The organism is Buttiauxella sp. AC142 (assembly GCF_979253435.1).
In genome coordinates this window covers 646,369-668,995 of the sequence record NZ_CEEDCH010000001.1, presented here as the reverse complement: position 1 = coordinate 668,995, position 22,627 = coordinate 646,369, and the positions used below count along the sequence as shown (strand labels likewise).

The 22,627-nt window shown below is 52.0% G+C and carries 20 protein-coding genes; 8 read left to right on the top strand and 12 right to left on the bottom strand.

Translation table 11 applies throughout. From position 1 onward, the window contains the following. Nucleotides 1-56 precede the first annotated feature (56 nt). The 4 genes from frr to rpsB form a co-directional block, all read right to left on the bottom strand. Nucleotides 57-614 (bottom strand): ribosome recycling factor, encoded by a 558-nt coding sequence (gene frr / locus AC0IWZ_RS03005; RefSeq protein WP_034493489.1) that lies wholly within the window; start codon nucleotides 612-614, stop codon nucleotides 57-59. 171 nt (nucleotides 615-785) lie between these two features. Then, the gene (gene pyrH, locus AC0IWZ_RS03000; protein ID WP_064516322.1) at nucleotides 786-1,511 is read right to left on the bottom strand and encodes a UMP kinase; all 726 of its coding nucleotides are present in this window, start codon (nucleotides 1,509-1,511) and stop codon (nucleotides 786-788) included. A gap of 142 nt (nucleotides 1,512-1,653) precedes the next feature. Beyond that, nucleotides 1,654-2,505 carry a translation elongation factor Ts gene (gene tsf / locus AC0IWZ_RS02995; RefSeq protein ID WP_115630749.1) on the bottom strand — a complete coding sequence of 284 codons (852 nt, stop codon included), beginning with the start codon at nucleotides 2,503-2,505 and terminating at the stop codon, nucleotides 1,654-1,656. A gap of 153 nt (nucleotides 2,506-2,658) precedes the next feature. Continuing rightward, nucleotides 2,659-3,384, bottom strand: coding sequence for a 30S ribosomal protein S2 (gene rpsB / locus AC0IWZ_RS02990; RefSeq protein ID WP_034493483.1), 726 nt, complete (start codon nucleotides 3,382-3,384; stop codon nucleotides 2,659-2,661). Between the two features lie 312 nt (nucleotides 3,385-3,696). Here rpsB and map point away from each other — a divergent pair, with 312 nt between their 5' ends. The 4 genes from map (at nucleotide 3,697) to AC0IWZ_RS02970 (ending at nucleotide 8,590) form a co-directional block, all read left to right on the top strand. Then, nucleotides 3,697-4,491, top strand: coding sequence for a type I methionyl aminopeptidase (gene map, locus AC0IWZ_RS02985; protein ID WP_034493481.1), 795 nt, complete (start codon nucleotides 3,697-3,699; stop codon nucleotides 4,489-4,491). A 63-nt stretch (nucleotides 4,492-4,554) separates the two neighbouring features. Then, entirely contained in the window at nucleotides 4,555-7,227 is a 2,673-nt protein-coding gene (gene glnD, locus AC0IWZ_RS02980; RefSeq protein WP_034493539.1) for a bifunctional uridylyltransferase/uridylyl-removing protein GlnD, read from the top strand. Between the two features lie 39 nt (nucleotides 7,228-7,266). Continuing rightward, nucleotides 7,267-8,091, top strand: a complete 825-nt coding sequence (dapD, locus tag AC0IWZ_RS02975) for a 2,3,4,5-tetrahydropyridine-2,6-dicarboxylate N-succinyltransferase (protein WP_034461055.1) — start codon at nucleotides 7,267-7,269, stop codon at nucleotides 8,089-8,091. Between the two features lie 109 nt (nucleotides 8,092-8,200). Continuing rightward, complete coding sequence (locus tag AC0IWZ_RS02970) at nucleotides 8,201-8,590, top strand: DUF3461 family protein (RefSeq protein ID WP_034493480.1); 390 nt, start codon at nucleotides 8,201-8,203, stop codon at nucleotides 8,588-8,590. A 31-nt stretch (nucleotides 8,591-8,621) separates the two neighbouring features. Here the strand turns inward: AC0IWZ_RS02970 and AC0IWZ_RS02965 are convergent, their stop codons facing one another. The 3 genes from AC0IWZ_RS02965 to dgt form a co-directional block, all read right to left on the bottom strand. Continuing rightward, the gene (locus AC0IWZ_RS02965) at nucleotides 8,622-9,779 is read right to left on the bottom strand and encodes a CdaR family transcriptional regulator (protein WP_034493478.1); all 1,158 of its coding nucleotides are present in this window, start codon (nucleotides 9,777-9,779) and stop codon (nucleotides 8,622-8,624) included. Nucleotides 9,780-9,942: 163 nt separating this feature from the next. Next, nucleotides 9,943-11,388, bottom strand: coding sequence for a serine endoprotease DegP (degP, locus tag AC0IWZ_RS02960; RefSeq protein WP_172895496.1), 1,446 nt, complete (start codon nucleotides 11,386-11,388; stop codon nucleotides 9,943-9,945). A 143-nt stretch (nucleotides 11,389-11,531) separates the two neighbouring features. Continuing rightward, nucleotides 11,532-13,046 carry a dGTPase gene (gene dgt, locus AC0IWZ_RS02955; protein WP_471678191.1) on the bottom strand — a complete coding sequence of 505 codons (1,515 nt, stop codon included), beginning with the start codon at nucleotides 13,044-13,046 and terminating at the stop codon, nucleotides 11,532-11,534. 93 nt (nucleotides 13,047-13,139) lie between these two features. Here dgt and mtnN point away from each other — a divergent pair, with 93 nt between their 5' ends. From mtnN to AC0IWZ_RS02940, 3 genes are read left to right on the top strand one after another with little or no spacing between them, the layout of a single operon-like run. After that, a complete protein-coding gene (mtnN, locus tag AC0IWZ_RS02950; protein ID WP_034493474.1) occupies nucleotides 13,140-13,838 on the top strand; it encodes a 5'-methylthioadenosine/S-adenosylhomocysteine nucleosidase in 699 nt (232 codons plus the stop codon). Beyond that, complete coding sequence (btuF, locus tag AC0IWZ_RS02945; RefSeq protein ID WP_410373885.1) at nucleotides 13,831-14,649, top strand: vitamin B12 ABC transporter substrate-binding protein BtuF; 819 nt, start codon at nucleotides 13,831-13,833, stop codon at nucleotides 14,647-14,649. The genes mtnN and btuF overlap by 8 nt, the downstream gene beginning before the upstream one ends. A 25-nt stretch (nucleotides 14,650-14,674) precedes the next feature. Continuing rightward, on the top strand, nucleotides 14,675-15,295 hold the full coding sequence (locus AC0IWZ_RS02940) for a TRIC cation channel family protein (RefSeq protein ID WP_034493472.1): 621 nt from the start codon (nucleotides 14,675-14,677) through the stop codon (nucleotides 15,293-15,295). 244 nt (nucleotides 15,296-15,539) lie between these two features. On the opposite strand, the gene erpA is transcribed toward AC0IWZ_RS02940, so the two are convergent. Continuing rightward, nucleotides 15,540-15,887, bottom strand: a complete 348-nt coding sequence (gene erpA / locus AC0IWZ_RS02935) for an iron-sulfur cluster insertion protein ErpA (RefSeq protein WP_034493470.1) — start codon at nucleotides 15,885-15,887, stop codon at nucleotides 15,540-15,542. 81 nt (nucleotides 15,888-15,968) lie between these two features. After that, nucleotides 15,969-17,390: a H(+)/Cl(-) exchange transporter ClcA gene (clcA, locus tag AC0IWZ_RS02930; RefSeq protein ID WP_034493469.1), complete on the bottom strand. Its 1,422-nt coding sequence runs from the start codon at nucleotides 17,388-17,390 to the stop codon at nucleotides 15,969-15,971. 138 nt (nucleotides 17,391-17,528) lie between these two features. Between clcA and hemL the strand changes: the two genes are divergently transcribed. Continuing rightward, nucleotides 17,529-18,809 carry a glutamate-1-semialdehyde 2,1-aminomutase gene (gene hemL, locus AC0IWZ_RS02925; protein WP_259268498.1) on the top strand — a complete coding sequence of 427 codons (1,281 nt, stop codon included), beginning with the start codon at nucleotides 17,529-17,531 and terminating at the stop codon, nucleotides 18,807-18,809. A gap of 98 nt (nucleotides 18,810-18,907) precedes the next feature. Here the strand turns inward: hemL and fhuB are convergent, their stop codons facing one another. Genes fhuB through fhuC form a run of 3 tightly spaced genes read right to left on the bottom strand, consistent with a single transcriptional unit; the run spans nucleotide 18,908 to nucleotide 22,586 of the window. Continuing rightward, nucleotides 18,908-20,893 carry a Fe(3+)-hydroxamate ABC transporter permease FhuB gene (fhuB, locus tag AC0IWZ_RS02920; protein WP_034493451.1) on the bottom strand — a complete coding sequence of 662 codons (1,986 nt, stop codon included), beginning with the start codon at nucleotides 20,891-20,893 and terminating at the stop codon, nucleotides 18,908-18,910. Then, complete coding sequence (gene fhuD, locus AC0IWZ_RS02915; RefSeq protein WP_034493450.1) at nucleotides 20,890-21,789, bottom strand: Fe(3+)-hydroxamate ABC transporter substrate-binding protein FhuD; 900 nt, start codon at nucleotides 21,787-21,789, stop codon at nucleotides 20,890-20,892. The genes fhuB and fhuD overlap by 4 nt, the downstream gene beginning before the upstream one ends. After that, on the bottom strand, nucleotides 21,789-22,586 hold the full coding sequence (gene fhuC / locus AC0IWZ_RS02910; protein ID WP_034493449.1) for a Fe3+-hydroxamate ABC transporter ATP-binding protein FhuC: 798 nt from the start codon (nucleotides 22,584-22,586) through the stop codon (nucleotides 21,789-21,791). Before fhuC ends, fhuD begins: the two co-directional genes overlap by 1 nt. Nucleotides 22,587-22,627 lie beyond the last annotated feature (41 nt).

Sequence of the window (22,627 nt, the reverse complement as noted above, 5' to 3'; positions counted from 1 at the left end):
TAATCGTGGCGTGAGCCACGGCTTGCATACGGCGTTTGACCCGTCATATCAACGGATTAGAACTGCATCAACTCAGCTTCTTTCTCAGCCAGAGCCGCGTCTACTTTTTTGATAGCAGCATCAGTCAGTTTCTGAACGTCATCCTGGGAACGACGATCGTCATCTTCGCTGATTTCTTTATCTTTCAGCAGCGCTTTAACTTTGTCGTTAGCATCACGGCGAACGTTACGAACCGCAACACGCGCGCCTTCAGCTTCGCCACGTACAATTTTGATCAGATCTTTACGACGTTCTTCAGTCAGTGCAGGCAGTGGAACACGAATGTCAGTGCCGGCAGAGCTTGGGTTCAGACCGAGGTCGGAAGTCATGATCGCTTTCTCAACGGCCTGGCTCAGGGAGCGATCAAACACGTTGATCTTCAGTGTGCGAGAATCTTCAACTGTTACGCTCGCCAGCTGGCGCAGCGGAGTTGGTGTCCCGTAATACTCCACAATGATACCGTCCAGCAGAGATGGAGAGGCGCGGCCGGTGCGGATTTTACTGATTTGAGTTTTGAATGCTTCTACGCATTTTTCCATACGCACTTCGGCATCTTTTCTGATATCACTTATCACGTTACGAATCCTTGAAAACTGGTTTAGGGCAGACCACACTTCACGCTGCGATGCAGACGCTGCGAGCTAAGTATAGCCCTGTTTATTCATGGCGCCCGTTGGGGTTGCCTGCTACTCAATTAATCAGAGTAAGTAAAATCGAATCTTACCCTGATTTAGCATCGACTGAAATTATTCAGTGATCAATGTGCCTTCTTTTTCACCCATCACAACACGGCGAAGCGCACCTGGTTTGTTCATGTTGAAAACACGAATCGGGATTTTATGATCGCGGGCCAGGGTGAAGGCCGCAAGATCCATCACTTTCAGTTCTTTTTCCAGCACTTCGGTATAGGTCAGTTGCTCACAAAGCGTGGCGGTAGGATCTTGAACCGGATCCGCAGTAAACACGCCATCAACTTTCGTGGCTTTCAGTACTACGTCCGCTTCAATCTCAATACCACGCAAACACGCAGCAGAGTCAGTAGTAAAGAATGGATTACCGGTACCGGCCGCCAGGATAACGACGCGGTTATTGCGCAGCAGGCTGATAGCTTCTGCCCAGCTGTAGTTATCACACACGCCATTCAATGGAATAGCGGACATCAAGCGGGCGTTCACATAGGCGCGATGAAGCGCATCACGCATTGCCAGGCCGTTCATGACGGTGGCCAACATGCCCATGTGGTCGCCCACAACACGGTTCATACCGGCTTTTGCCAGGCCCGCACCGCGGAATAAGTTGCCACCACCAATCACCACCCCGACCTGAATACCTAATTCAACCAGTTCTTTAATTTCCTGAGCCATACGATCAAGGATGCTTGCATCAATACCGAAGCCTTCGGTACCTTGCAGCGCTTCGCCGCTTAGCTTGAGCAGAATGCGTTTGTAGACAGGTTTTGCATTGGTAGCCATGATTCTTTCCTGGGAACAGTCAACGAATGGGGATGGTTAATTCAGACGACATCATGTCGCATATCAGCAAGTTCTGTATCAGAGCAGACTGATTTTTAAAGCCAGATAAAAAGGAACCGCCAATTGGCGGCTCCCTTAAAAATTAAGACTGCTTGGACATTGCAGCAACTTCTGCTGCGAAGTCAGTCTCAACTTTCTGGATGCCTTCGCCCACTTCAAAGCGGATGAAGCCATTCACGTCGGCATTGTGCTCTTTCAGAATCTGACCAACAGTTTTGCTTGGGTCGATGACGAAAGGCTGACCAGTCAGAGAAACTTCACCGGTGAATTTCTTCATACGGCCTTCAACCATTTTCTCTGCGATTTCTTTTGGCTTGCCAGACTGCATAGCGATGTCCAACTGAACCTGGTATTCTTTCTCTACCACTTCAGCAGACACGTCTTCTGGTTTAACGAATTCTGGCTTGCTTGCAGCGATGTGCATTGCAATTTGCTTAACCAGATCTTCATCAGCGCCTTTAGCTGCCACCAGAACGCCGATGCGAGCACCGTGCAGGTAGCTACCCAATACGTCGCCTTCAAGTACTGAAACGCGACGGATGTTGATGTTCTCACCGATTTTAGCAACCAGAGCAACACGTTCTTCTTCGAACTGTGCTTTCAGAACTTCAACGTCAGTCACTTTACCAGCAGCAGCTGCGTCCAGTACTTTGTCAGCGAATGCCTGGAAACCAGCATCTTTAGCAACGAAGTCAGTCTGGCAGTTAACTTCCAGAATCACAGCGTAGCCGTCAGCAATCTTAGTTTTGATCACGCCGTCAGCAGCAACGTTACCTGCTTTCTTAGCCGCTTTGATCGCACCAGATTTACGCATGTTTTCGATTGCCAGCTCGATGTCGCCATTAGCTTCAGTCAGGGCTTTTTTGCAATCCATCATGCCTGCGCCAGTACGTTCACGCAGTTCTTTTACCAGAGCAGCAGTAATATCAGCCATTCTAAAATCCTCGGTTATCTCGTAGAGAGAGATAAGCCCTGGTTCACCGTAAAGACGAACCCTGGCTCAAAATAAAAAGGGGGCCTGAGACAGGCCCCCTAACCAAACTATTCAATACCTGGTTAATAAGGGCTCAAATAAGAGCGAACCTTATTATTCAGCTTCTACGAAGCTTTCTTCTGCCTGAGAAGCCAGATCCTGAGAACGGCCTTCACGAACGGTAGCAGCTACAGCACCCAGGTACAGGGTTACAGCACGGATTGCATCGTCGTTACCAGGGATAACGAAATCAACGCCATCTGGATCGGAGTTAGTATCAACGATAGAGAATACTGGGATACCCAGGTTGTTCGCTTCTTTGATTGCAATGTGTTCGTGATCGGCGTCGATTACAAACAGAGCATCCGGCAGACCGCCCATATCCTTGATACCACCCAGGCTGTTTTCCAACTTCGCCAGCTCACGGGTACGCATCAGTGCTTCTTTCTTGGTCAGTTTGTCGAAGGTACCGTCTTGAGACTGGATTTCCAGATCTTTCAAACGTTTGATGGACTGACGAACTGTTTTCCAGTTAGTCAGCATGCCGCCCAACCAGCGATGGTTCACGAAGAACTGATCGCAGCTCAGAGCAGCGTCTTTTACTGGTTCGCTTGCTGCGCGCTTAGTACCAACGAAAAGGATTTTGCCTTTACGAGAAGAAATCTTGCTCAGTTCAGCCAAAGCTTCGTTGAACATAGGTACAGTTTTTTCAAGGTTGATGATGTGAACTTTGTTACGTGCGCCGAAGATGAAAGGCTTCATTTTCGGGTTCCAGTAACGGGTTTGGTGACCAAAGTGAACACCAGCCTTGAGCATGTCGCGCATGGAAACAGTTGCCATGATTAAAACCTCTATATAAAAGTATGGGGTTAAGCCTCCACGTATCCCATATTACCGACCCCAAAGGGCACCCCGGAATATGTGTCGATACGTGTGTGTTATTTACACAAAGTGAGAGTGTTGGCTGTATCCGAAAAATCGGAATACAAGTCCGGCGCGCTTTATACCATAAAACACACCAGGACTCCAATAGTTGTTGGTAGATTGTGCGGACATTGATTCTCGATTTGGCACCGATCGTACGCCCTGATAACATTGTCCGACTCACTGCTCAATTATTGTCGATTATCACGACACCTGCGGACAGAATTAATGGCTATTTCAATTAAAACACCTGAAGAAATCGAAAAAATGCGCGTTGCGGGCAGACTTGCCGCTGAAGTGCTGGAAATGATCGAATCCCACGTAAAACCGGGCGTCACCACTGGCGAACTCGACCGTATTTGTAATGATTACATCGTTAACCAACAGCAGGCTGTTTCTGCTTGTCTGGGCTACCACGGCTTCCCAAAATCCGTGTGCATCTCAATTAACGAAGTCGTCTGTCACGGTATTCCTGATGACGCTAAAGTGCTGAAAGATGGTGATATCGTCAACATCGACGTCACCGTAATTAAAGACGAATACCATGGTGACACGTCAAAAATGTTCATCGTGGGCAAGCCGACAATCCTCGGTGAGCGTCTGTGCCGTGTGACCCAGGAAAGCCTGTATTTGTCACTGCGCATGGTTAAACCAGGCATCCGTCTGCGTACCCTCGGCGCGGCTATCCAGAAGTTCGTTGAAGCAGAAGGTTTTTCCGTGGTTCGCGAGTATTGTGGACACGGAATCGGCCGTGTATTCCACGAAGAACCGCAAGTTCTGCATTATGACGCTGATGACGGCGGCGTGGTGCTGCAACCGGGTATGACGTTCACCATTGAGCCAATGGTTAACGCCGGTGATTACCGCATTCGCACCATGAAAGACGGTTGGACGGTGAAAACCAAAGATCGCAGCTTGTCTGCACAATACGAGCATACTATTGTGGTGACAGATAACGGCTGCGAAATTCTCACATTGCGTAAAGATGACACCATCCCGAATGTGATTTCGCATAACGAGTGATTCGCCTGGCGCAAGTCAGCAATCGAAGCCGGCATATTGCCGGCTTTTTTTATGGATGGCGACATGACACAGAGTTTACCCGAGCAGTACGCGACCACGGTGCTTCCTGAGATTTCCGGGCAACCTGACTACCCCGTCAACTGGTCTGATTCGGATCTTAACTGTGCCCAGATAAAAGCCCGTATCGACCTGTTCCAGCAATGGCTTGGAACAGCATTTGATGACGGTATTTCCGCCGAAAAGCTGATAGACGCGCGCACTGAATTTATCGACCAGCTCCTGCAACGTTTATGGCTCAGCTATGGCTTTGGAGATGTCGCCGAAACCGCACTGGTTGCTGTCGGGGGCTACGGGCGCGGCGAATTGCATCCCTTGTCTGATATTGATTTGCTGATTCTGAGCCGTAAGCGCTTAACCGAAATCCAGGCACAGAAAATTGGCGAGCTGCTCACATTATTGTGGGACGTAAAGCTGGAAGTAGGCCACAGCGTACGCACGCTGGAAGAGTGTTTACTCGAAGGCCTGTCAGATTTAACCGTCGCGACCAACCTGATTGAATCGCGCTTATTAATTGGCGATGTCGCCCTCTTCCTCGAACTGCAGAAACACATTTTTAGCGACGGTTTCTGGCCATCAGCCAAATTCTTTGCCGCCAAAATTGATGAGCAAAACGAGCGCCATCAACGCTATCACGGCACCAGCTACAACCTCGAGCCGGACATAAAAAGCAGCCCGGGCGGTTTACGCGACATCCACACGCTGCAATGGGTTGCACGTCGCCACTTTGGTGCCACGTCGATGAGTGAAATGGTCGGCTTTGGTTTTTTAACCGAGGCTGAACGCAACGAACTGGACGAATGCCAGCATCTGTTATGGCGCATCCGTTTTGCTCTGCACCTTGAAGTAAACCGCTACGATAATCGTCTATTATTTGACCGACAGCTCAGCGTAGCACAGCGCCTGAATTACAGCGGAGAAGGTAATCAGCCAGTGGAACACATGATGAAAGATTTTTATCGTGTGACCCGCCGCGTCGGCGAACTTAACCAGATGCTGTTACAACTATTTGACGAAGCGATTCTTGCGCTCGACGCCAGTGAAAAACCCCGTCCACTCGACGATGATTTCCAGCTGCGCGGCACCTTGATTGACCTGCGCGACGAAACGCTGTTTATGCGCGAACCCCAGGCAATTCTGCGCATGTTTTACATGATGGTGCGTAACCGCGACATCAGCGGAATTTACTCGACCACATTACGCCATCTGCGTCATGCGCGTCGCCATCTTGTACAGCCGCTCTGTTACATTCCGGAAGCGCGCGATCTGTTCCTCACGATATTACGTCACCCCGGTGCCGTGAGCCGCGCTTTACTGCCAATGCACCGCCATAGCGTTTTGTGGGCATATATGCCGCAGTGGTCGCATATTGTCGGCCAGATGCAGTTCGATCTCTTCCACGCCTATACCGTTGATGAACACACCATTCGCGTGCTGCAAAAACTGGAAAGCTTCGCGAAAGAAGAAACTCGTCCAAAGCATCCATTATGTGTCGATCTCTGGCCGCGTCTGTCGCATCCGGAGCTGATCCTGATCGCCGCACTGTTCCACGACATCGCCAAAGGTCGCGGTGGCGATCACTCGGTGCTCGGTGCGCAGGACGTTTTAAAATTTGCCGAGCTTCACGGGCTGAACTCACGCGAAACGCAGCTCGTCGCCTGGCTGGTACGTCAGCACTTACTGATGTCTGTCACGGCACAGCGTCGTGACATTCAGGACCCGGAAGTCATTAAACAGTTTGCCGAAGAAGTGCAAACGGAAAACCGCCTGCGTTATCTGGTTTGCCTGACGGTTGCCGATATCTGCGCCACCAACGAAACCCTGTGGAATAGCTGGAAACAGAGCCTGTTGCGTGAGCTGTACTTCGCCACTGAAAAACAGCTGCGACGCGGAATGCAGAACAGCCCGGATATGCGCGAACGCGTGCGCCACCACCAGCTACAGGCGCTGGCGTTACTGCGTATGGATAACATCAATGAAGAAGCGCTGCATAATATCTGGCGCCGCTGCCGGGCAAACTATTTTGTCCGCCACACGCCAAATCAAATCGCCTGGCATGCGCGTCATTTGCTAAAACACGATCTCAGCAAGCCGATGATTTTGCTTAGTCCGCAGGCCACGCGCGGCGGTACTGAAATCTTTATCTGGAGCCCGGACCGCCCTCACCTGTTCGCGGCTGTTTGTGCTGAACTCGACAGGCGCAACCTCAGTGTTCACGACGCGCAAATCTTTACCACGCGTGACGGCATGGCAATGGACACCTTTATCGTACTCGAACCGGACGGTAGCCCTCTTTCCGCCGACCGGCATGATCTTATCCGCCATAGCATTGAACAAGCCATAACGCAGGTGAGCTGGCAGACGCCTCAACCGCGCCGCCAGTCAGCCAAACTTCGCCATTTTACTGTCGATACCGAAGTGAATTTCCTGCCCACTCACACTGACAGGCGCACATTCCTTGAGCTGATTGCACTAGATCAGCCAGGCTTATTGGCACGAGTCGGGGAAGTGTTCGCTGACCTTGGGATCTCGCTTTATGGGGCAAGAATTACGACAATTGGTGAGCGAGTAGAAGATTTATTTATAATAGCCACCGCCGACCGGCGTGCTCTTAATGATGAGTTGCAACAGGAAGTACAGCAACGGTTGACAGCGGCCCTTAATCCAAACGATAAATAACAGTCTGTTAATTTCGTCACAATCAGGAAAACTTTAACAATGCAGCAGCTACAAAATGTAATTGAAACCGCTTTCGAGCGCCGCGCCGAAATCACTCCGGCAAATGCTGATACCGTTACTCGTGAAGCGGTAAACCAGGTCATCTCCCTGCTCGACAGCGGTGCGCTGCGCGTTGCCGAAAAAATTGATGGCCAGTGGGTGACTCACCAGTGGCTGAAGAAAGCTGTTTTGCTCTCTTTCCGTATCAATGACAACCAGGTTATTGATGGCGCTGAAAGCCGCTACTTCGACAAAGTACCGATGAAATTCGCTAACTACGACGAAGCACGTTTCCAGAAAGAAGGCTTCCGCGTGGTACCACCTGCGGCAGTACGCCAGGGTGCATACATCGCACGTAACACCGTGCTGATGCCTTCTTACGTCAACATCGGCGCATACGTTGATGAAGGCTCTATGGTTGATACCTGGGCAACAGTCGGCTCTTGCGCGCAGATTGGTAAAAACGTTCACCTGTCTGGCGGCGTCGGTATCGGTGGTGTTCTGGAGCCATTACAGGCAAACCCAACTATCATCGAAGATAACTGCTTCATCGGCGCACGTTCCGAAGTGGTTGAAGGCGTTATCGTTGAAGAAGGTTCCGTGATTTCCATGGGCGTTTACATCGGCCAAAGCACGCGTATTTATGACCGTGAAACCGGTGAAGTCCATTACGGCCGTGTACCAGCAGGCTCGGTTGTCGTTTCCGGTAACCTGCCGTCTAAAGATGGTAAATACAGCCTGTACTGCGCTGTTATCGTGAAAAAAGTCGACGCGAAAACGCGCGGCAAAGTTGGAATCAACGAGCTGCTTCGCACTATCGATTAATAAAATGTGTAAAAGGCGGTTCACCCCGCCTTTTTAGCATTTCGGGCTAGCGGGAAAGGATTTTTCCGTTAATTATCTATAGGTTAATGGTATCGAAAAAGGTAACACTATGTACGATAACTTGAAAAGTCTGGGTATTACCAATCCTGATGAAATCGATCGTTATAGCCTCCGGCAGGAAGCCAACAACGATATCCTGAAAATCTATTTCCAGAAGGATAAAGGCGAGTTTTTCGCTAAAAGCGTGAAGTTTAAATACCCACGCCAGCGCAAAACTGTCGTTGCCGATGGCGTCGGCCAGGGTTACAAAGAAGTGCAGGAAATCAGCCCAAATCTGCGCTATGTAATTGATGAACTGGATCAACTGTGTCAGCGCGATCGCACTGAAGTCGATCTGAAACGCAAAATCCTCGACGATCTTCGCCATCTGGAATCTGTGGTTGCTCATAAGATCAGTGAAATTGAATCCGATCTTGATAAACTAACCCGCGGTAAATAATGCCAAAGGGCCGGAATCTCCGGCCCTTTTCTTATCTCTGCTCATCTAACTGCAACGCGACATACAGTAGCAATCTGTCGTCAAAATTCCCTAAATCTAAACCTGTTAATTCTGAAATTCGATTCAGGCGGTACTCCAGCGTGTTGCGATGAATAAACAACGCCTTAGACGTTGCCAACGGTTGCACATTATGGCGAAACCATGCGCTAAGGGTGCGACGCAATAAGCCATTGTTATCCATTGATTTTAAACGAGCGAGCGGACGAGCCAGCTCATTGGCCTGCCAGCCGCCGCGCAAACTATCCAGCAATACCGGCAACATCAAATCCTGGTAAAAATAACCCCGACTTTCCGGCATACGCTGTTTGCCGACCATCATGGTGGTACGAGCGGTGCGATACGAGCGTGCAATACTGCCAGGCCCGGTGAAATAGTTGCCGAGTGCGACACGAAAACGTAATTGACCATTCTCTTTCATGCGCAGAATAAGCTGCTCTACGCGTTTACGATGATCTTCTGCATCCCAACGGCCAAACTGGTTGAGCGCAGGTTTCAGGACCACCATTTCCGTTAACGAAATAATCGCTATCAGATTATTGCGCTCCGGAGTTGTCAGTGCGGTTTGCAGCTGTTGCAGCTCTTCCATGGCGCTGTCTACGCCAAGCTGGCCGCTATCGACTTCCACCACCGCCACGACTCGCGGCTGGTTGAGATCAATCCCCAAACGCTGCGCCCACTCACTCAATGCAGGCGTTTGTTCTTCCGCCTGAATCAAGTTCATTACCAGTTCTTCGCGCAGACGTGTGTCCTGTGCGAGTAAATGCATCAGGCGTGATTGCTCAAGCATCATCTCAGCCGTCATACACACCAGCTCACCATATTTACGCAGCGATCCCGGCTCGCCGGTCAAACCAATAACGCCGACAATTTCCCCTTCAATGCGCAATGGCAGGTTAATCCCCTGGCGCACGCCGTGAAGATGTCGCGCTACCGCATCATCAATATCTACAACCCGTCCCTGAGAGAGCACCAGCAGCGCACCTTCGTGCAATTCACCAATACGTTCTTTATCGCCGCTGCCAATAATCCGCCCACGCGCATCCATCACGTTGATGTTGGTATCAATGATGGTCATGGTACGCGCCACAATGTCCTGCGCCATTTTGGTATCAAGATGCCAGCCAGCCATGCTTCCTCCTGAATCGTGCTAATGGCCTAGCATAGGCGAGATGAATCCCCTCAGCATTGTGCGAATGCACAAAGCGCGGATGAAGTGTATGGAGTTGTGGAAAGGCTCACAAAAAAGGGCCGCAATAGCGGCCCTGATAGTGTTGAGATGAACTCGGTAACGATTACTGCATCAGCAGGTAGATGGTGGTATCACCACGCTGAATGTTCAGCGCCATTACTGATGGTTTAGTATCAAGAATTTTGCGCAGTTCAGCGATGTTATTCACCTGCTGTTGGTTCACACCGATAATGATGTCACCTTTTTTCAGGCCAATTCGCGCCGCTGGCGTATTCCCTTTCACGTTATTGACGATAACGCCCTTCTCACCTTTACCGCTGCGGTTGCTCATTTCAGCCCCTTCGATACCGGTAAAGATGGTTGCAGAATCAACCTGAGTCTGGCTGCTCTGTTGCAGTTCCAGGTTTACTGAAACCGGTTTGCCATCACGCAGCAGGCCGAGAGTCAATTTGCTACCCACCGGCATAGAACCGACTTCTGCACGCAATGCTGCGAAGCTGCTGATCGCTTTACCGTTCATCGAAACCACCACATCACCGGCTTTGACACCCGCTTTTGCAGCAGAAGAGTTCGGCATCACCTGGCTTACGAATGCGCCGCGTTGCGCATCGACTTTCATCGCTTTCGCCAGCTCAGAGTTCAGCTCAGTACCCATAATGCCCAGCTCGCCACGTTTAACCTGGCCGAACTCCACCATTTGCGCGGTGAGGTTTTTCACCATGTTGCTCGGGATGGCAAAGCCGATACCAATGTTGCCGCCATCTGGTGCCAGAATCGCGGTGTTAATCCCGATCAGTTCACCGTTGAGGTTAACCAGTGCGCCACCGGAGTTACCCCGGTTGATTGCCGCATCGGTCTGGATAAAGTTTTCATAGTTTTCGATGTTCAGGCCGCTACGACCCAACGCCGAAACAATACCGGAAGTCACGGTTTCACCCAGGCCATACGGGTTGCCGATTGCCACGGTGTAATCACCGACGCGCAGCGCGTCAGAGTCCGCCATTTTAATCGCGGTCAGATTTTTAGGATCCTGCAACTGCAACAAAGCGATGTCAGAGCGCGGATCTTTACCCACGACTTTCGCATCAAATTTACGGCCATCGCTCAGGGAAACCTGAATTTTGGTTGCGTTATCAACAACGTGGTTGTTTGTCACCACGTAGCCTTTCGCTGCGTCAATAATTACGCCGGAACCAAGAGCGGCAAACTTCTGTTGTTGGCCGCCGCCCTGAGAGCCATCATCAGCCCCGCCGCCGCCCTGGCAGAATGGAGAACTCTGGAACGGAGAGCCTTCCTGACAGAATGGCGAATTATCACCAAAGAATTGCTGGAAGTTACGCCCCATACGCGGCGTATTCACGGTGGTGCTACCTTCAACGTTAATGCTCACCACGGAAGGCATCACTTTTTCCAGCATCGGTGCAAGGCTTGGAAGCGGCTGTGCAGCGGTTGCAGAAGACGCTGTTTCAGCTGCAATTGCAGATACAGGACCCAGCGCCAAACCCAGGCTAAGAGCCAGCGCGCTCATTGCTAAAGTTGTTTTTTTCATCGATTTAAGTCTCAAGTTAATAAGTCACGCAAAATTGCTGTGTAGGCCAATATAGAGTGACAATTGAGGCGCTAAGTTCCGCCGATAAGTCACTGGAAAAAGTAAAAATTTATTGTCCGTCTTTACAAAACTCAACGAGTCACTTATTCCACAGCCATCAGGCGTCGATACTCATCCCATGCGAACAAGTCCGTCATTCCACTGATATAATCCTGAATCAGGCGGCAGCGGTAGTAATATTCCCACACACCATAATCACCGGCTGACTTATCCAAATCATTGACAGCTTCAATGTACGCAAGCCGATGTTTTGTCGATAATTTATGGAATAAACGTGTCTCAATTGGCAGACGACGTAAACTTTCTTTCTCCACCAGTTCAGCAAAATCCTCATTTGATATATGGAGTAAGGGACTGTAAATATCAAGTAAGCCACTGATTACACGATACCCCTGTAGCTCGAGCTGTTCGACCTCCGGGTGACTAAATACGTGCTTAAACGCCACTTGCTTATAAAGCTCCAGCAAACGCGCAAAAGGGCTGTCATCTTCAAGCAATGCGTGATTGAACTCGCCGCTATACATCTCAGCAATATTGTCGATGAAACGCTGGGCAGCGTAGGGGACTAATTGGTTTAGCGTATTGACGCGCAAATACATAAAGAACTGATCTTCTGTACTGCGGCGCATCTGATTAGTACGGGATTTTTCCCAGGCTTCATTCACCACTTGCGCAAAAAGATCGCCGTCACAATGCTCGCCCCAGGCGTCGCATAAGTGCTGATAAAGCTGCTCAACGCTGAATATACTTTTCTCGACAGCGTCTTCCAGATCCGCCACGCAGTAAGAAATATCGTCCGCCGCTTCCATAATCCAGGTCAACGGAAAACGGCTGTGCTCGCCAAGTTGCAGTTCTGAACGCAAGCGAGCGATATACGACGCTTCAGAAAGATAGTAACCGGGCTTTTTCATCAGATAAGCGTGGCTTTCAGGCGGCTCGCCAACAAACCAGGCAGGACGGGTATACTTGAGAATGCAGCCCACTTGCGCCCAGGTCAGATTCATCCGCAACAGGCTGTGTACCAGACGAATACCCTGCGCATTGCCCTCAAACTGGCAAAGATCCTGGCGCACTTTACGGCGCAAACCATTTAACTGATCTTCTCCTTCATGCAGACACAGCGCTGCTACCTTGCAGCGATCGTCACTGCGCGGCTGGCTTCCTGCATCCCCAGGAAACAAACGCTGGCGAAACCAGTCATTGATAGCTGATTCCCCAAAGTGACCAAACGGCGGGTTGCCGATGTCATGCATCAGACACGCCATTTCAACGATACTTTCAAACGGACCGGTGAGTTCATGCAAGCCATATCGTTCGAGATCTTGCTGCTCTTTCAGGCGGCTCAACACTTCTTTGGCGATATAACGCCCCACCTGCTGCACTTCCATGGAATGCGTTAAACGCGTGCGGACAGAGGCATTTCGCTCCAACGGGAAGACCTGGGTTTTCTGCTGTAACCGGCGGATCGCCGGGGAATTGACGATCCGCCCACGATCGCTTTCAAAAATGCGCAGGATCTCATGTTCATTCTTTTGCCCTTCGGGCGAACGGAAACGGCGGTGCCAATTAATTTTCTTACGGAAATCTATTTCACTCATGCCTTCTCCTTCGCCCAGATTAAGAGCGGATTAATCCTTAATGCCTGCCATGATAGACTATGCATCTGATTTAACACTTTAGCGAGTATCACTATGAAAGCAGGCATTATTGGTGCAATGGAAGAAGAAGTTACGCTGCTGCGTGACAAAATTGAAAACCGTCAAACTCTGACCCTGGCCGGATGCGAAATTTACACCGGCACGCTCAATGGCGTTGAAGTGGCGTTGTTGAAATCTGGCATCGGTAAAGTGGCTGCGGCAATGGGCGCAACGCTTTTGCTGGAACACTGCAAGCCTGATTTTATTATCAACACCGGTTCCGCAGGCGGCCTCGCGCCGACGCTGACAGTGGGTGATATCGTGGTTTCTGATGAAGTGCGTTATCACGATGCGGACGTCACCGCTTTTGGCTATGAATTTGGCCAACTGCCAGGCTGCCCGGCAGGCTTTGCTGCTGATGCAAAACTGATTGCTGCTGCTGAAGAGTGCATTGCCGAGCTGAACCTGAATGCGGTACGCGGCCTGGTTGTCAGTGGTGATGCGTTCATTAACGGTTCTGTGGCATTGGCAAAAATCCGCCATAACTTCCCACAAGCTGTTGCTGTAGAAATGGAAGCAACTGCGGTTGCACATGTTTGCCATAACTTCGGCACGCCGTTTGTTGTGGTTCGCGCTATTTCTGATGTGGCTGACCAACAATCTCACCTGAGCTTTGAAGAGTTCCTGGCGGTTGCGGCGAAACAGTCCACGCTGATGGTTGAAAACCTGGTGCAGAAACTGGCCCGTGGTTAATAAGAAACTTTTGGTTAATAAGAAACTCTGGCGCGGGTTCACCGCGCTACTGTTTTGCATCCCGGCGCTGCTCATTGCCGCGCCGCGGGTGATTTCACTGTCACCGAGCAATACCGAACTGGCATTCGCCGCAGGGATCACGCCGGTCGCCGTCAGTGCATGGTCGAATTATCCGGACGCCGCCAAAAAGATTGAGCAAGTTTCAAACTGGCAAGGGATGAACCTTGAGCGCATCGTGGCGCTGAAACCCGATGTGGTGCTGGCGTGGCGTGGTGGGAATGCAGAACGACAAGTCAATCAGATGCAGGCGCTGGGGATAAAAGTTGTCTGGCTTGACCCGACGACGGTTGAAGGTGTGGTTGCCGCCCTGCGTCAACTGAGCCAGTACAGCCCAACTCCGCAAACCGCCCAAAACGCAGCCGATCAGCTGGCGAAAGAATTTGCAGATTTGAAAGCGAAATACGCCCATCGCGCACCGAAAAAAGTGTTTTTGCAATTCGGCCAGCAACCGCTGTTTACCTCAGGACGCGGTTCGATTCAGAACGAAATTCTGGAAGTGTGTGGCGGGCAAAATATCTTCGCGGATAGCCGCGTTCCCTGGCCGCAAGTCAGCCGTGAACAGGTGCTCAGTCGCCGTCCCCAGGCTATTATTATCACCGGCGATGACACCCAAATTCCTCCCGTTGAACAATTTTGGAATACCCAGCTAAAAATTCCGGTTATTGCAGTGAATGATGACTGGTTTAGTCGCTCAGGCCCACGTATTATCCTCGCCGCAAAACAGCTCTGTGAGGAGCTGGCAGAAAAATAACCTTTTTTATGAGGATAACACCCACATGCTCGTCTATTGGCTGGACATCATTGGCACAGCCGTCTTTGCAATATCCGGCGTGCTGCTGGCAGGAAAACTTCGAATGGACCCGTTCGGCGTGCTGGTGCTGGGCGTGGTGACCGCCGTGGGCGGCGGAACCATTCGCGATATGGCACTGGATAATGGCCCGGTATTTTGGGTTAAAGATCCCACAGACTTAGTGGTGGCGATGGTCACTTGTCTGCTGACCATTGTGCTGGTGCGCCAGCCGCGTCGTCTGCCGAAATGGATTTTGCCCGTATTGGATGCCGTCGGTCTTGCGGTGTTTGTCGGGATTGGGGTGAACAAGGCATTTCTGGCCGGTGCCAGCCCGCTGATTGCCATCTGCATGGGCGTGCTGACCGGCGTTGGCGGCGGGATTATTCGTGATGTTTTAGCGCGTGAAATCCCAATGATCCTGCGTACGGAAATCTACGCCACGGCCTGCATTGCCGGCGGTATTGTCCACGCCACCGCGTATTACACCTTCCACGTGCCGCTTGAACAAGCGAGTATGATTGGCATGGTCGTCACGCTGGCGATACGTCTGGCCGCGATTCGCTGGCATCTTAAACTGCCAACATTTGCGCTCGATGACAGACAATAGAAAATAAAAAAGCCGGATGACGCTTTCGCTTATCCGGCCTACAAATCTTTTTACTATTTAAACCAAATAATTCGAGCTGCAGGACAAAAGGCTTAAGTCTTTTGAACAGCGCTTGCGCTGGCCCTGAAAGGGCGAGGCTTTGCCGAGTAACGCGACAAAGCCGTAAATCCCCAGGAGCATAGGTAACTATGTGACTGGGGTGAACGGGTGCAGTCAACGCACCTGCAGCTTGAAGTATGAAGGTTTAAACGCTGAAGGAAGAACCACACCCGCAGGTGCTTTTCGCATTCGGGTTAGTCACCACAAAGCGCGAACCTTCCAGACCTTCGGTGTAATCCACCGCGCCACCAACCAAATATTGCAGGCTCATCGGGTCAACAACCAAAGCAACACCTTGCTTCTCGATAGTCATATCGCCGTCGTTAATCTGATCGTCAAAGGTAAAACCATACTGGAAGCCGCTGCAACCACCACCGGTGATGTAAACGCGCAGTTTCAGATTCGGGTTCTCTTCATCCGCGATCAGGTGTTTTACTTTATTGGCTGCTGCTTCGGTAAACTGCAACGGCAGCACTGCTACGTCATCACTCATCATTTGCTCCCAACGAAATAAGAAGTCGGGTAAAGTTTAACCCGATCTTTAGGGCCATTATCTAATACCCGAGTAAATCGTTCAAGTATTCTCCCCGGCTGGGGTTTGCTGCTCTTTCGCCCGCTGTTCGGCTTCTTGTTTTGCCAGCGTGCGCTCAAGAATCGAGGAGTATAGCGGTTTCCCACCGAGAAATTGTGCCAATAGTGTCGCGCCAAGGCAGGTAATAATCATTGGCAGAATGAGCTGATAATTGTCTGTCATTTCCAGAACCAGCACAATTCCTGTCAGCGGCGCACGTACCGATGCCGCAAACAACGCGCCCATTCCAGCAATTGCAAATGTCCCAACTTCAAGGTGATACGCCGGGAACCAGGCGACACTGGCGGCTCCGAAAGCCGTTCCCAGCAACGTCCCCAATGCCAACATGGGGGCGAAGATCCCGCCCGGTGCACCGGATGCGAAACACAACAAAGTAGTAATCACGCGGGCAATAAAAATAAATAGCAGCATACCGATGGTGTAGTTACCCGCCGCCGCGATAGGTATCAGGTTGAAACCACCGCCAGCAGCAGCCGGTTGAATCAGCCCTAAAACGCCACAAATCCCACCTAACAGGCCGCCGATAATCACCCATTTTTTAAGATTGCCGCCGTGGAAGCGCTGAAACATATCCTGAGTACGGAACACCATTGCGTTAAAGAACACGCCAACAATGCCAAAGACCATTCCCAACACCAGATATAGCCATAATGTGTTAACCGGTGCACTAGCCAGTTTCCCGACTTCAATGACGGCACTTTCACCGTTGAAAATACGGAACACCACGCTCGACATAATCACGCCGATAAACACGGCTTTTATCGAAATCAGGTTGTAACGGAACTGCGGACGCATCTCTTCGATGATGAACAAAATTCCCGCCAGCGGTGCGTTAAACGCGGCAGATAAACCCGCTGCGGCACCCGTCGCCAACAGTGAATGGCGCGCTTCGGCACCGCGCAGTCGGAAAATATCCAGCACCATGCGGCCGATATTCCCGCCCAACTGCACCGTTGGCCCTTCGCGCCCCAAAACCATGCCCGCGCCCAGCGTTCCCATACCGCCGATGAATTTCACCGGGATAACGCGCCACCAGCGCACCGGGCGTAACTCCTCGAGCGCACCTTCAATTTCAGGGATACCCGAGCCGCCCGCTTCAGGTGCATAACGACGCACCAGATAATAACCGAGCATCGCCAAAAGCATTGAACTGATGAATGCCAGCGGCCAGACAATCAGGCTGTAATCCGCCACATGCGCCAGCATCGCAAGGCGATTCTGTTGTACCCAGGTCACTGATTTTTCAAACGCGACCCCCACTAAACCGGCTAACGTCCCTACTATCGCGGCCATGAAAAGAATAGCGACAGGCGTTTTGTCCTGTCTCATAAGGCGACGCACCATGTCGCCCCTGCGTAAGCGCACAACTTGCTGTGCTTCGAAAGAGGGGTGGGAGTGATTCATTAGGCTAATCATTTATTGGTAATACAAATCGAGGGGGCATTCTACTCTCTCGACGCGTTTGGGCAAAACTTTCATAACTTCGAGAGTTTCCCTTAGAATAGCGTGTTGCCACTATTTCCACGAATCAGGAGCCGATTCATGAGTAAGTCTGAAAACCTGTACGCTGCCGCACGCAAAGTCATCCCTGGCGGGGTGAACTCACCGGTTCGTGCCTTTACCGGAGTCGGCGGTGTACCGCTGTTTATCGAACGCGCTGACGGGGCTTACCTGTTTGATGCTGACGGCAAAGCCTATATCGATTACGTCGGTTCATGGGGACCAATGGTTTTGGGTCATAACCATCCGGCTATCCGCAACGCGGTGATTGAAGCGGTAGAACGTGGCCTGAGCTTCGGCGCGCCAACCGAGATGGAAGTGAAAATGGCAGAGCTGGTGACTGAACTGGTTCCAACCATGGATATGGTTCGCATGGTGAACTCCGGCACTGAAGCCACCATGAGCGCCATTCGCCTGGCTCGCGGTTTCACCGGTCGCGATAAAATCATCAAATTTGAAGGCTGCTACCACGGCCACGCTGACTGCCTGCTGGTCAAAGCGGGTTCTGGTGCACTTACCCTCGGCCAGCCAAACTCACCGGGCGTTCCGGCTGATTTCGCCAAACACACCCTCACCTGCACCTATAACGATCTCGCCAGCGTGCGTGCGGCATTCGAGCAGTATCCGCAGGATATCGCTTGTATCATCGTTGAGCCGGTCGCGGGCAACATGAACTGCATTCCACCAAACGCCGATTTCCTGCCGGGCTTACGCGCCCTATGTGATGAGTTTGGCGCCCTGTTTATCATCGACGAAGTGATGACTGGCTTCCGTGTTGCCCTGGCGGGCGCGCAGTCTTACTACGACGTGGAACCTGACTTAACGTGCCTGGGTAAAATCATCGGTGGCGGAATGCCAGTCGGTGCGTTCGGTGGCCGCCGTGAAATCATGGACGCACTGGCACCAACCGGCCCGGTTTATCAGGCGGGTACGCTTTCTGGTAATCCAATCGCGATGGCCGCAGGTTACGCATGCCTGACAGAAGTCTCTCAACCTGGCATTCACCAGACGTTGACTGAGCTGACTGAAATGCTGGCGCATGGGCTGTTGAAAGCCGCAAAAGAAGAAAACATTTCGTTGGTCGTCAATAACGTCGGCGGCATGTTCGGCTTGTTCTTCACCGATGCAGAGTCTGTGACGAGCTATAAGGATGTGATGGCGTGTGACGTTGAGCGCTTTAAGAAGTTCTTCCATTTGATGCTGGAAGAAGGCGTTTACCTGGCACCGTCTGCATTTGAAGCAGGCTTTATGTCAGTTGCGCATTCGAAAGAAGATATTCAGAAGACGATTGACGCCGCGCGTCGGGTGTTTGCGAAGCTGTAATCTTTTGCCCCTCACCCCGGCCCTCTCCCCCAGGAGAGGGGAAAAACGATCCGTCCCCTCTCCCTCAGGGAGAGGGTTAGGGTTAGGGTGAACACAAATCACCGGGTCTGTTTACGCAGCAAATAAACAAAATACGGCGCACCGATAAACGTCGCCAACAACCCGGCTGGAACCTGATCCGGGAACAAAATCATTCTCCCACACCAGTCCGCCGCGACCATCAGCATCCCACCGAATAACGCCGACATAATCAGTTGCGGCATTGCACGCCGGAAACCTAACATCCGTGCGATATGTGGTGCCATTAAACCGACAAAACTCAGAGGCCCAACGGTCATCGTTGCGGCTGCGGTCAGCGTTGCAGCCAGCAAAAGCAAAGCAAAACGCGATGGCGTCAGCGCCATACCAATTGCCCGTGCGGTCGCGCCACCTAATGGCAGAATCATCAACCAACGGCGACAAAGTGGCGTGAGCGCGAATAAGATAACCATCAGGATCAGCGTTCTGACAGCCTGGTCGCCGGTCACGTTGTACGTTGAACCGGAAATCCAGGTGAGTATTCCCGCCATACGCGGATCGCCGCTTGCCATCAACAGCATCAGCAACATGGTAAAAGCGGTACTCAGCGCCATTCCGGCCAGCAACATGCGCTGAGGGGAAAAACCGCCACGACTGGCTGTGACCATAATCACCAGAAGCGTCACCGCAGCACCCAGACTGCCCGCCGGGAATAACCAGCCAAAGGCATTTCCAGGTACAATAAACAGCATCACCACCACACCAAATGCCGCACCAGAACTGATGCCCAGGACTTCCGGACTTGCCATTGCGTTGCCGGTTAAACGCTGAATCACGCTCCCGGCGACGGCCAACATCATGCCCGCAGTCAGAGCGGCCAGAACGCGCGGCCAGCGCCACTGCAACAGGTCATGGAATAACGAACCACTCACCCAATTCCAACCCTGTACATCGCGCCCCATCGTCAATGCGGTGGCGATAACCAACGCTAACACGCCGCTGCCAATCAACACCCACCAGAGCAGATGCTGACGCTCAACCGGAACGTTATCGCCCTGATTCATGGCAGGCGTACCCACCGTTCGCAGGCGCGGCAAAAGCCACAGCAGCAATGGCGCACCAATCAAAGCCGTCACGGTGCCGGTAGAAATTTCACGCCATGCGCTGGTGAGCCAGATAACGGATTGATCCGACAGCCAGAGAATTAAGGCCCCGATAAGCGGCGCGAGGAATAGCCGAGCCACCAGGCGACGCGCCCCTAGCATTTTCGCCAGAAGCGGTGCAAACAAACCGATAAAACCGATAATCCCCACCGCATTGACCAGCAGTGCGCTAATGGCAATCGCCAAAACCAGCGTCGCGAGGCGCACCATGGAAAGCGCCAGGCCAAGATTACGCGCCACGCCATCGTCGAGGCCCATCAGCGTTAGCGGGCGCAACAGCAACAGCGTTAATAACAATCCGCCAACCAGACGCGGCCACAGGCCATTCACGATATCCCAGTCCTGCTGGTTCAAGGAACCGGTGCTCCACAGGAACATATTCTGCAACTGGTCGTGATGGAAAATGGCGAGTAATTGATTCACCGCGCCGCAATACAGGCTCAGTACCAGACCGGCCAGAATCAGCGTGACCGGCGATAAACGCTTACCCCACGCCACGCCGAACACCAGCAAACCGACCACGCCCGCGCCCACTAAGGCCGCAAATTGTTGCGTCGCGAATCCACCGGGCAGCGCCCACAGCGTAGCGACAGTAACGCCGAGCTGCGCACCACTCGCCACGCCAAGCGTGGTGGGTTCCGCAAGCGGGTTTCGCAGAACTTGTTGGAATAGCACGCCCACAAGCCCCAACCCTGCCCCGACCAATAAGGAAATGGCCAGGCGAGGCAACAAGCTGTAGTGGAATAACATCTGATTGATGTCATCGATATTTGGCTGCCACCAGGCGGATACCCACAGGGCAGATGGAAGCTGAGCCTTGAGATTGTGCAGCGTCAACGCGCAGGCAATCACAAACAGCAGCGATAGCAAGATCGCCGGGAACAAAGCATGACGATGCTTCACGCCTGGCTCCCTATGGCTTTCGCCAGCGTGTTCGTGAAGCTCATAGCTGAAAGCGTCGCGCCATAAAGCCAGACCGGAGGGACTCGTTGGAAACGATTCTGGCGCACGAAAGGCATCGAATTCCACAACGGAGTGGCGGTCACGCGGGCCATTTCCGCATCATTATTGTGATCAAAACAGATGACGTCGGCGTCTTTCACTTCGGCTAAACGCTCCAGGCCAACCACCGCGCTGCCCCAGAAGTTAGTTTCACCAGACCAGGCATTTTTCACTCCGAGCAAATCCATCACCTGTTGGAACAAGCTATTTTTGCCGATAATCAGCGCATGGCGGGAATCTAATAATGTCATCAGTAAAACGGGTTTATCACCACGCCCGGCAAAGCGGGGTTTCATCTGCTCGATAAACTGGTCAAATTTCAGTAAGTGATCTTTTGCTGCCTGCTGCATCCCCAGTTTTTCGCCCAGTTCTGTCAGAGACTTGCGAGCGACGGTCAGCGGTTTGCCTGAGCCATCGTTAAAACTAAAACCCAGACCGGGTGCGATGCGCGCCATTTTTTCAGGTGCCGGGCCGTAGCCTGCGGAATAGAGAATCAGCGACGGTTTTAGCTGGGTGAGAAGCTCAAGATTGGGTTCAGTTCGCAGCCCAACGTCGATAATGCCAGCAGGCAATTTGGGCTCGCCGACCCAGGCTTGATAATTGGCGATATCGGCCATCGCATAGGGTTTTACACCCAGCGCCAGCATCAGTTCAACGGGCAACCATTCCAGCGCCACAATGCGATGAGGGTCAATTGAAGCCGCGTGAGCATTGCCCATTTTGAGCAGTAACGGCGAGAGCGCGAGTGCCGCCAGTAGCTGGCGACGGCTCATTGAAGGATTAATCAATTCACTCATTAGTAAACAAAGCTCACGGGAGCCGCACCCGCAGGATGTGGCAGAATCCCCATAGGAATACCGTAAATCTTCTCCAGCGTTTCGCTTTGCATTAATTCGGCAGGGGTTCCCTGAGCAATCATTTCACCGCCACGCAGCGCTACAAGGTTATCGCAATAGCGGGCGGCCATATTAATATCGTGCAGAACGGCAATCACCGTCAGGCCGCGTTCCTGGCTCAGGCGATGGATAAGCGCGAGGACGTCAACCTGATGGGCAATATCCAGCGCCGACGTTGGTTCATCCAACAACAGGCAGCGGCTGTCTTGCGCGACTAACATCGCAATCCATGCCCGCTGGCGTTCGCCGCCGGAAAGGCTATCAACCAGGCGATGAGCAAAAGGCTTCAGGCCAACCAGCGTAATCGCCTCTTCAACCAGTTCCCTGTCCGCCACGCCAAAACGACCCAGCGCGCCGTGCCACGGATAGCGACCAATCGCCACTAGCTCACGTACGGTCATGCCTTCTGCGGCCGGAAGTTGCTGCGGTAAATAAGCGACTTTGCGCGCAAATTCTTTGCTGCTCCAGCTATCCAGCGGTTGGTCGTTAAGATTAATTTCCCCGGCAGAAGATTTCTGATGACGGCCCAGCATTTTCAGCAGCGTCGATTTCCCCGAGCCGTTATGCCCAATCAGACCCGTCACTTTTCCAACGGGAAAGGTAATCGACAGAGGATGGAGAAGCGTGCGACCGGGTACGCGGAAAGTAACGTCAGTGAGGCTAAACGTGGTATCGGGATGAAGGTGTTTGTCCTGCATGGGAGCCATCTTTGTTGATGGGCACGGCGAACCGTGCCCGA

Bases quoted from the DNA above. Each gene is read 5' to 3' on its own strand.
- dgt (WP_471678191.1), bottom strand. From the start codon at position 13,046: ATGAGTGAAATAGATTTCCGTAAGAAAATTAATTGGCACCGCCGTTTC.
- AC0IWZ_RS02940 (WP_034493472.1), top strand. From the start codon at position 14,675: ATGCTCGTCTATTGGCTGGACATCATTGGCACAGCCGTCTTTGCAATA.
- AC0IWZ_RS02965 (WP_034493478.1), bottom strand. From the start codon at position 9,779: ATGGCTGGCTGGCATCTTGATACCAAAATGGCGCAGGACATTGTGGCG.
- fhuD (WP_034493450.1), bottom strand. From the start codon at position 21,789: ATGAGTGAATTGATTAATCCTTCAATGAGCCGTCGCCAGCTACTGGCG.
- map (WP_034493481.1), top strand. From the start codon at position 3,697: ATGGCTATTTCAATTAAAACACCTGAAGAAATCGAAAAAATGCGCGTT.
- pyrH (WP_064516322.1), bottom strand. From the start codon at position 1,511: ATGGCTACCAATGCAAAACCTGTCTACAAACGCATTCTGCTCAAGCTA.
- AC0IWZ_RS02970 (WP_034493480.1), top strand. From the start codon at position 8,201: ATGTACGATAACTTGAAAAGTCTGGGTATTACCAATCCTGATGAAATC.
- glnD (WP_034493539.1), top strand. From the start codon at position 4,555: ATGACACAGAGTTTACCCGAGCAGTACGCGACCACGGTGCTTCCTGAG.
- hemL (WP_259268498.1), top strand. From the start codon at position 17,529: ATGAGTAAGTCTGAAAACCTGTACGCTGCCGCACGCAAAGTCATCCCT.
- mtnN (WP_034493474.1), top strand. From the start codon at position 13,140: ATGAAAGCAGGCATTATTGGTGCAATGGAAGAAGAAGTTACGCTGCTG.
- rpsB (WP_034493483.1), bottom strand. From the start codon at position 3,384: ATGGCAACTGTTTCCATGCGCGACATGCTCAAGGCTGGTGTTCACTTT.
- dapD (WP_034461055.1), top strand. From the start codon at position 7,267: ATGCAGCAGCTACAAAATGTAATTGAAACCGCTTTCGAGCGCCGCGCC.
- degP (WP_172895496.1), bottom strand. From the start codon at position 11,388: ATGAAAAAAACAACTTTAGCAATGAGCGCGCTGGCTCTTAGCCTGGGT.
- tsf (WP_115630749.1), bottom strand. From the start codon at position 2,505: ATGGCTGATATTACTGCTGCTCTGGTAAAAGAACTGCGTGAACGTACT.
- fhuC (WP_034493449.1), bottom strand. From the start codon at position 22,586: ATGCAGGACAAACACCTTCATCCCGATACCACGTTTAGCCTCACTGAC.
- clcA (WP_034493469.1), bottom strand. From the start codon at position 17,390: ATGAATCACTCCCACCCCTCTTTCGAAGCACAGCAAGTTGTGCGCTTA.
- erpA (WP_034493470.1), bottom strand. From the start codon at position 15,887: ATGAGTGATGACGTAGCAGTGCTGCCGTTGCAGTTTACCGAAGCAGCA.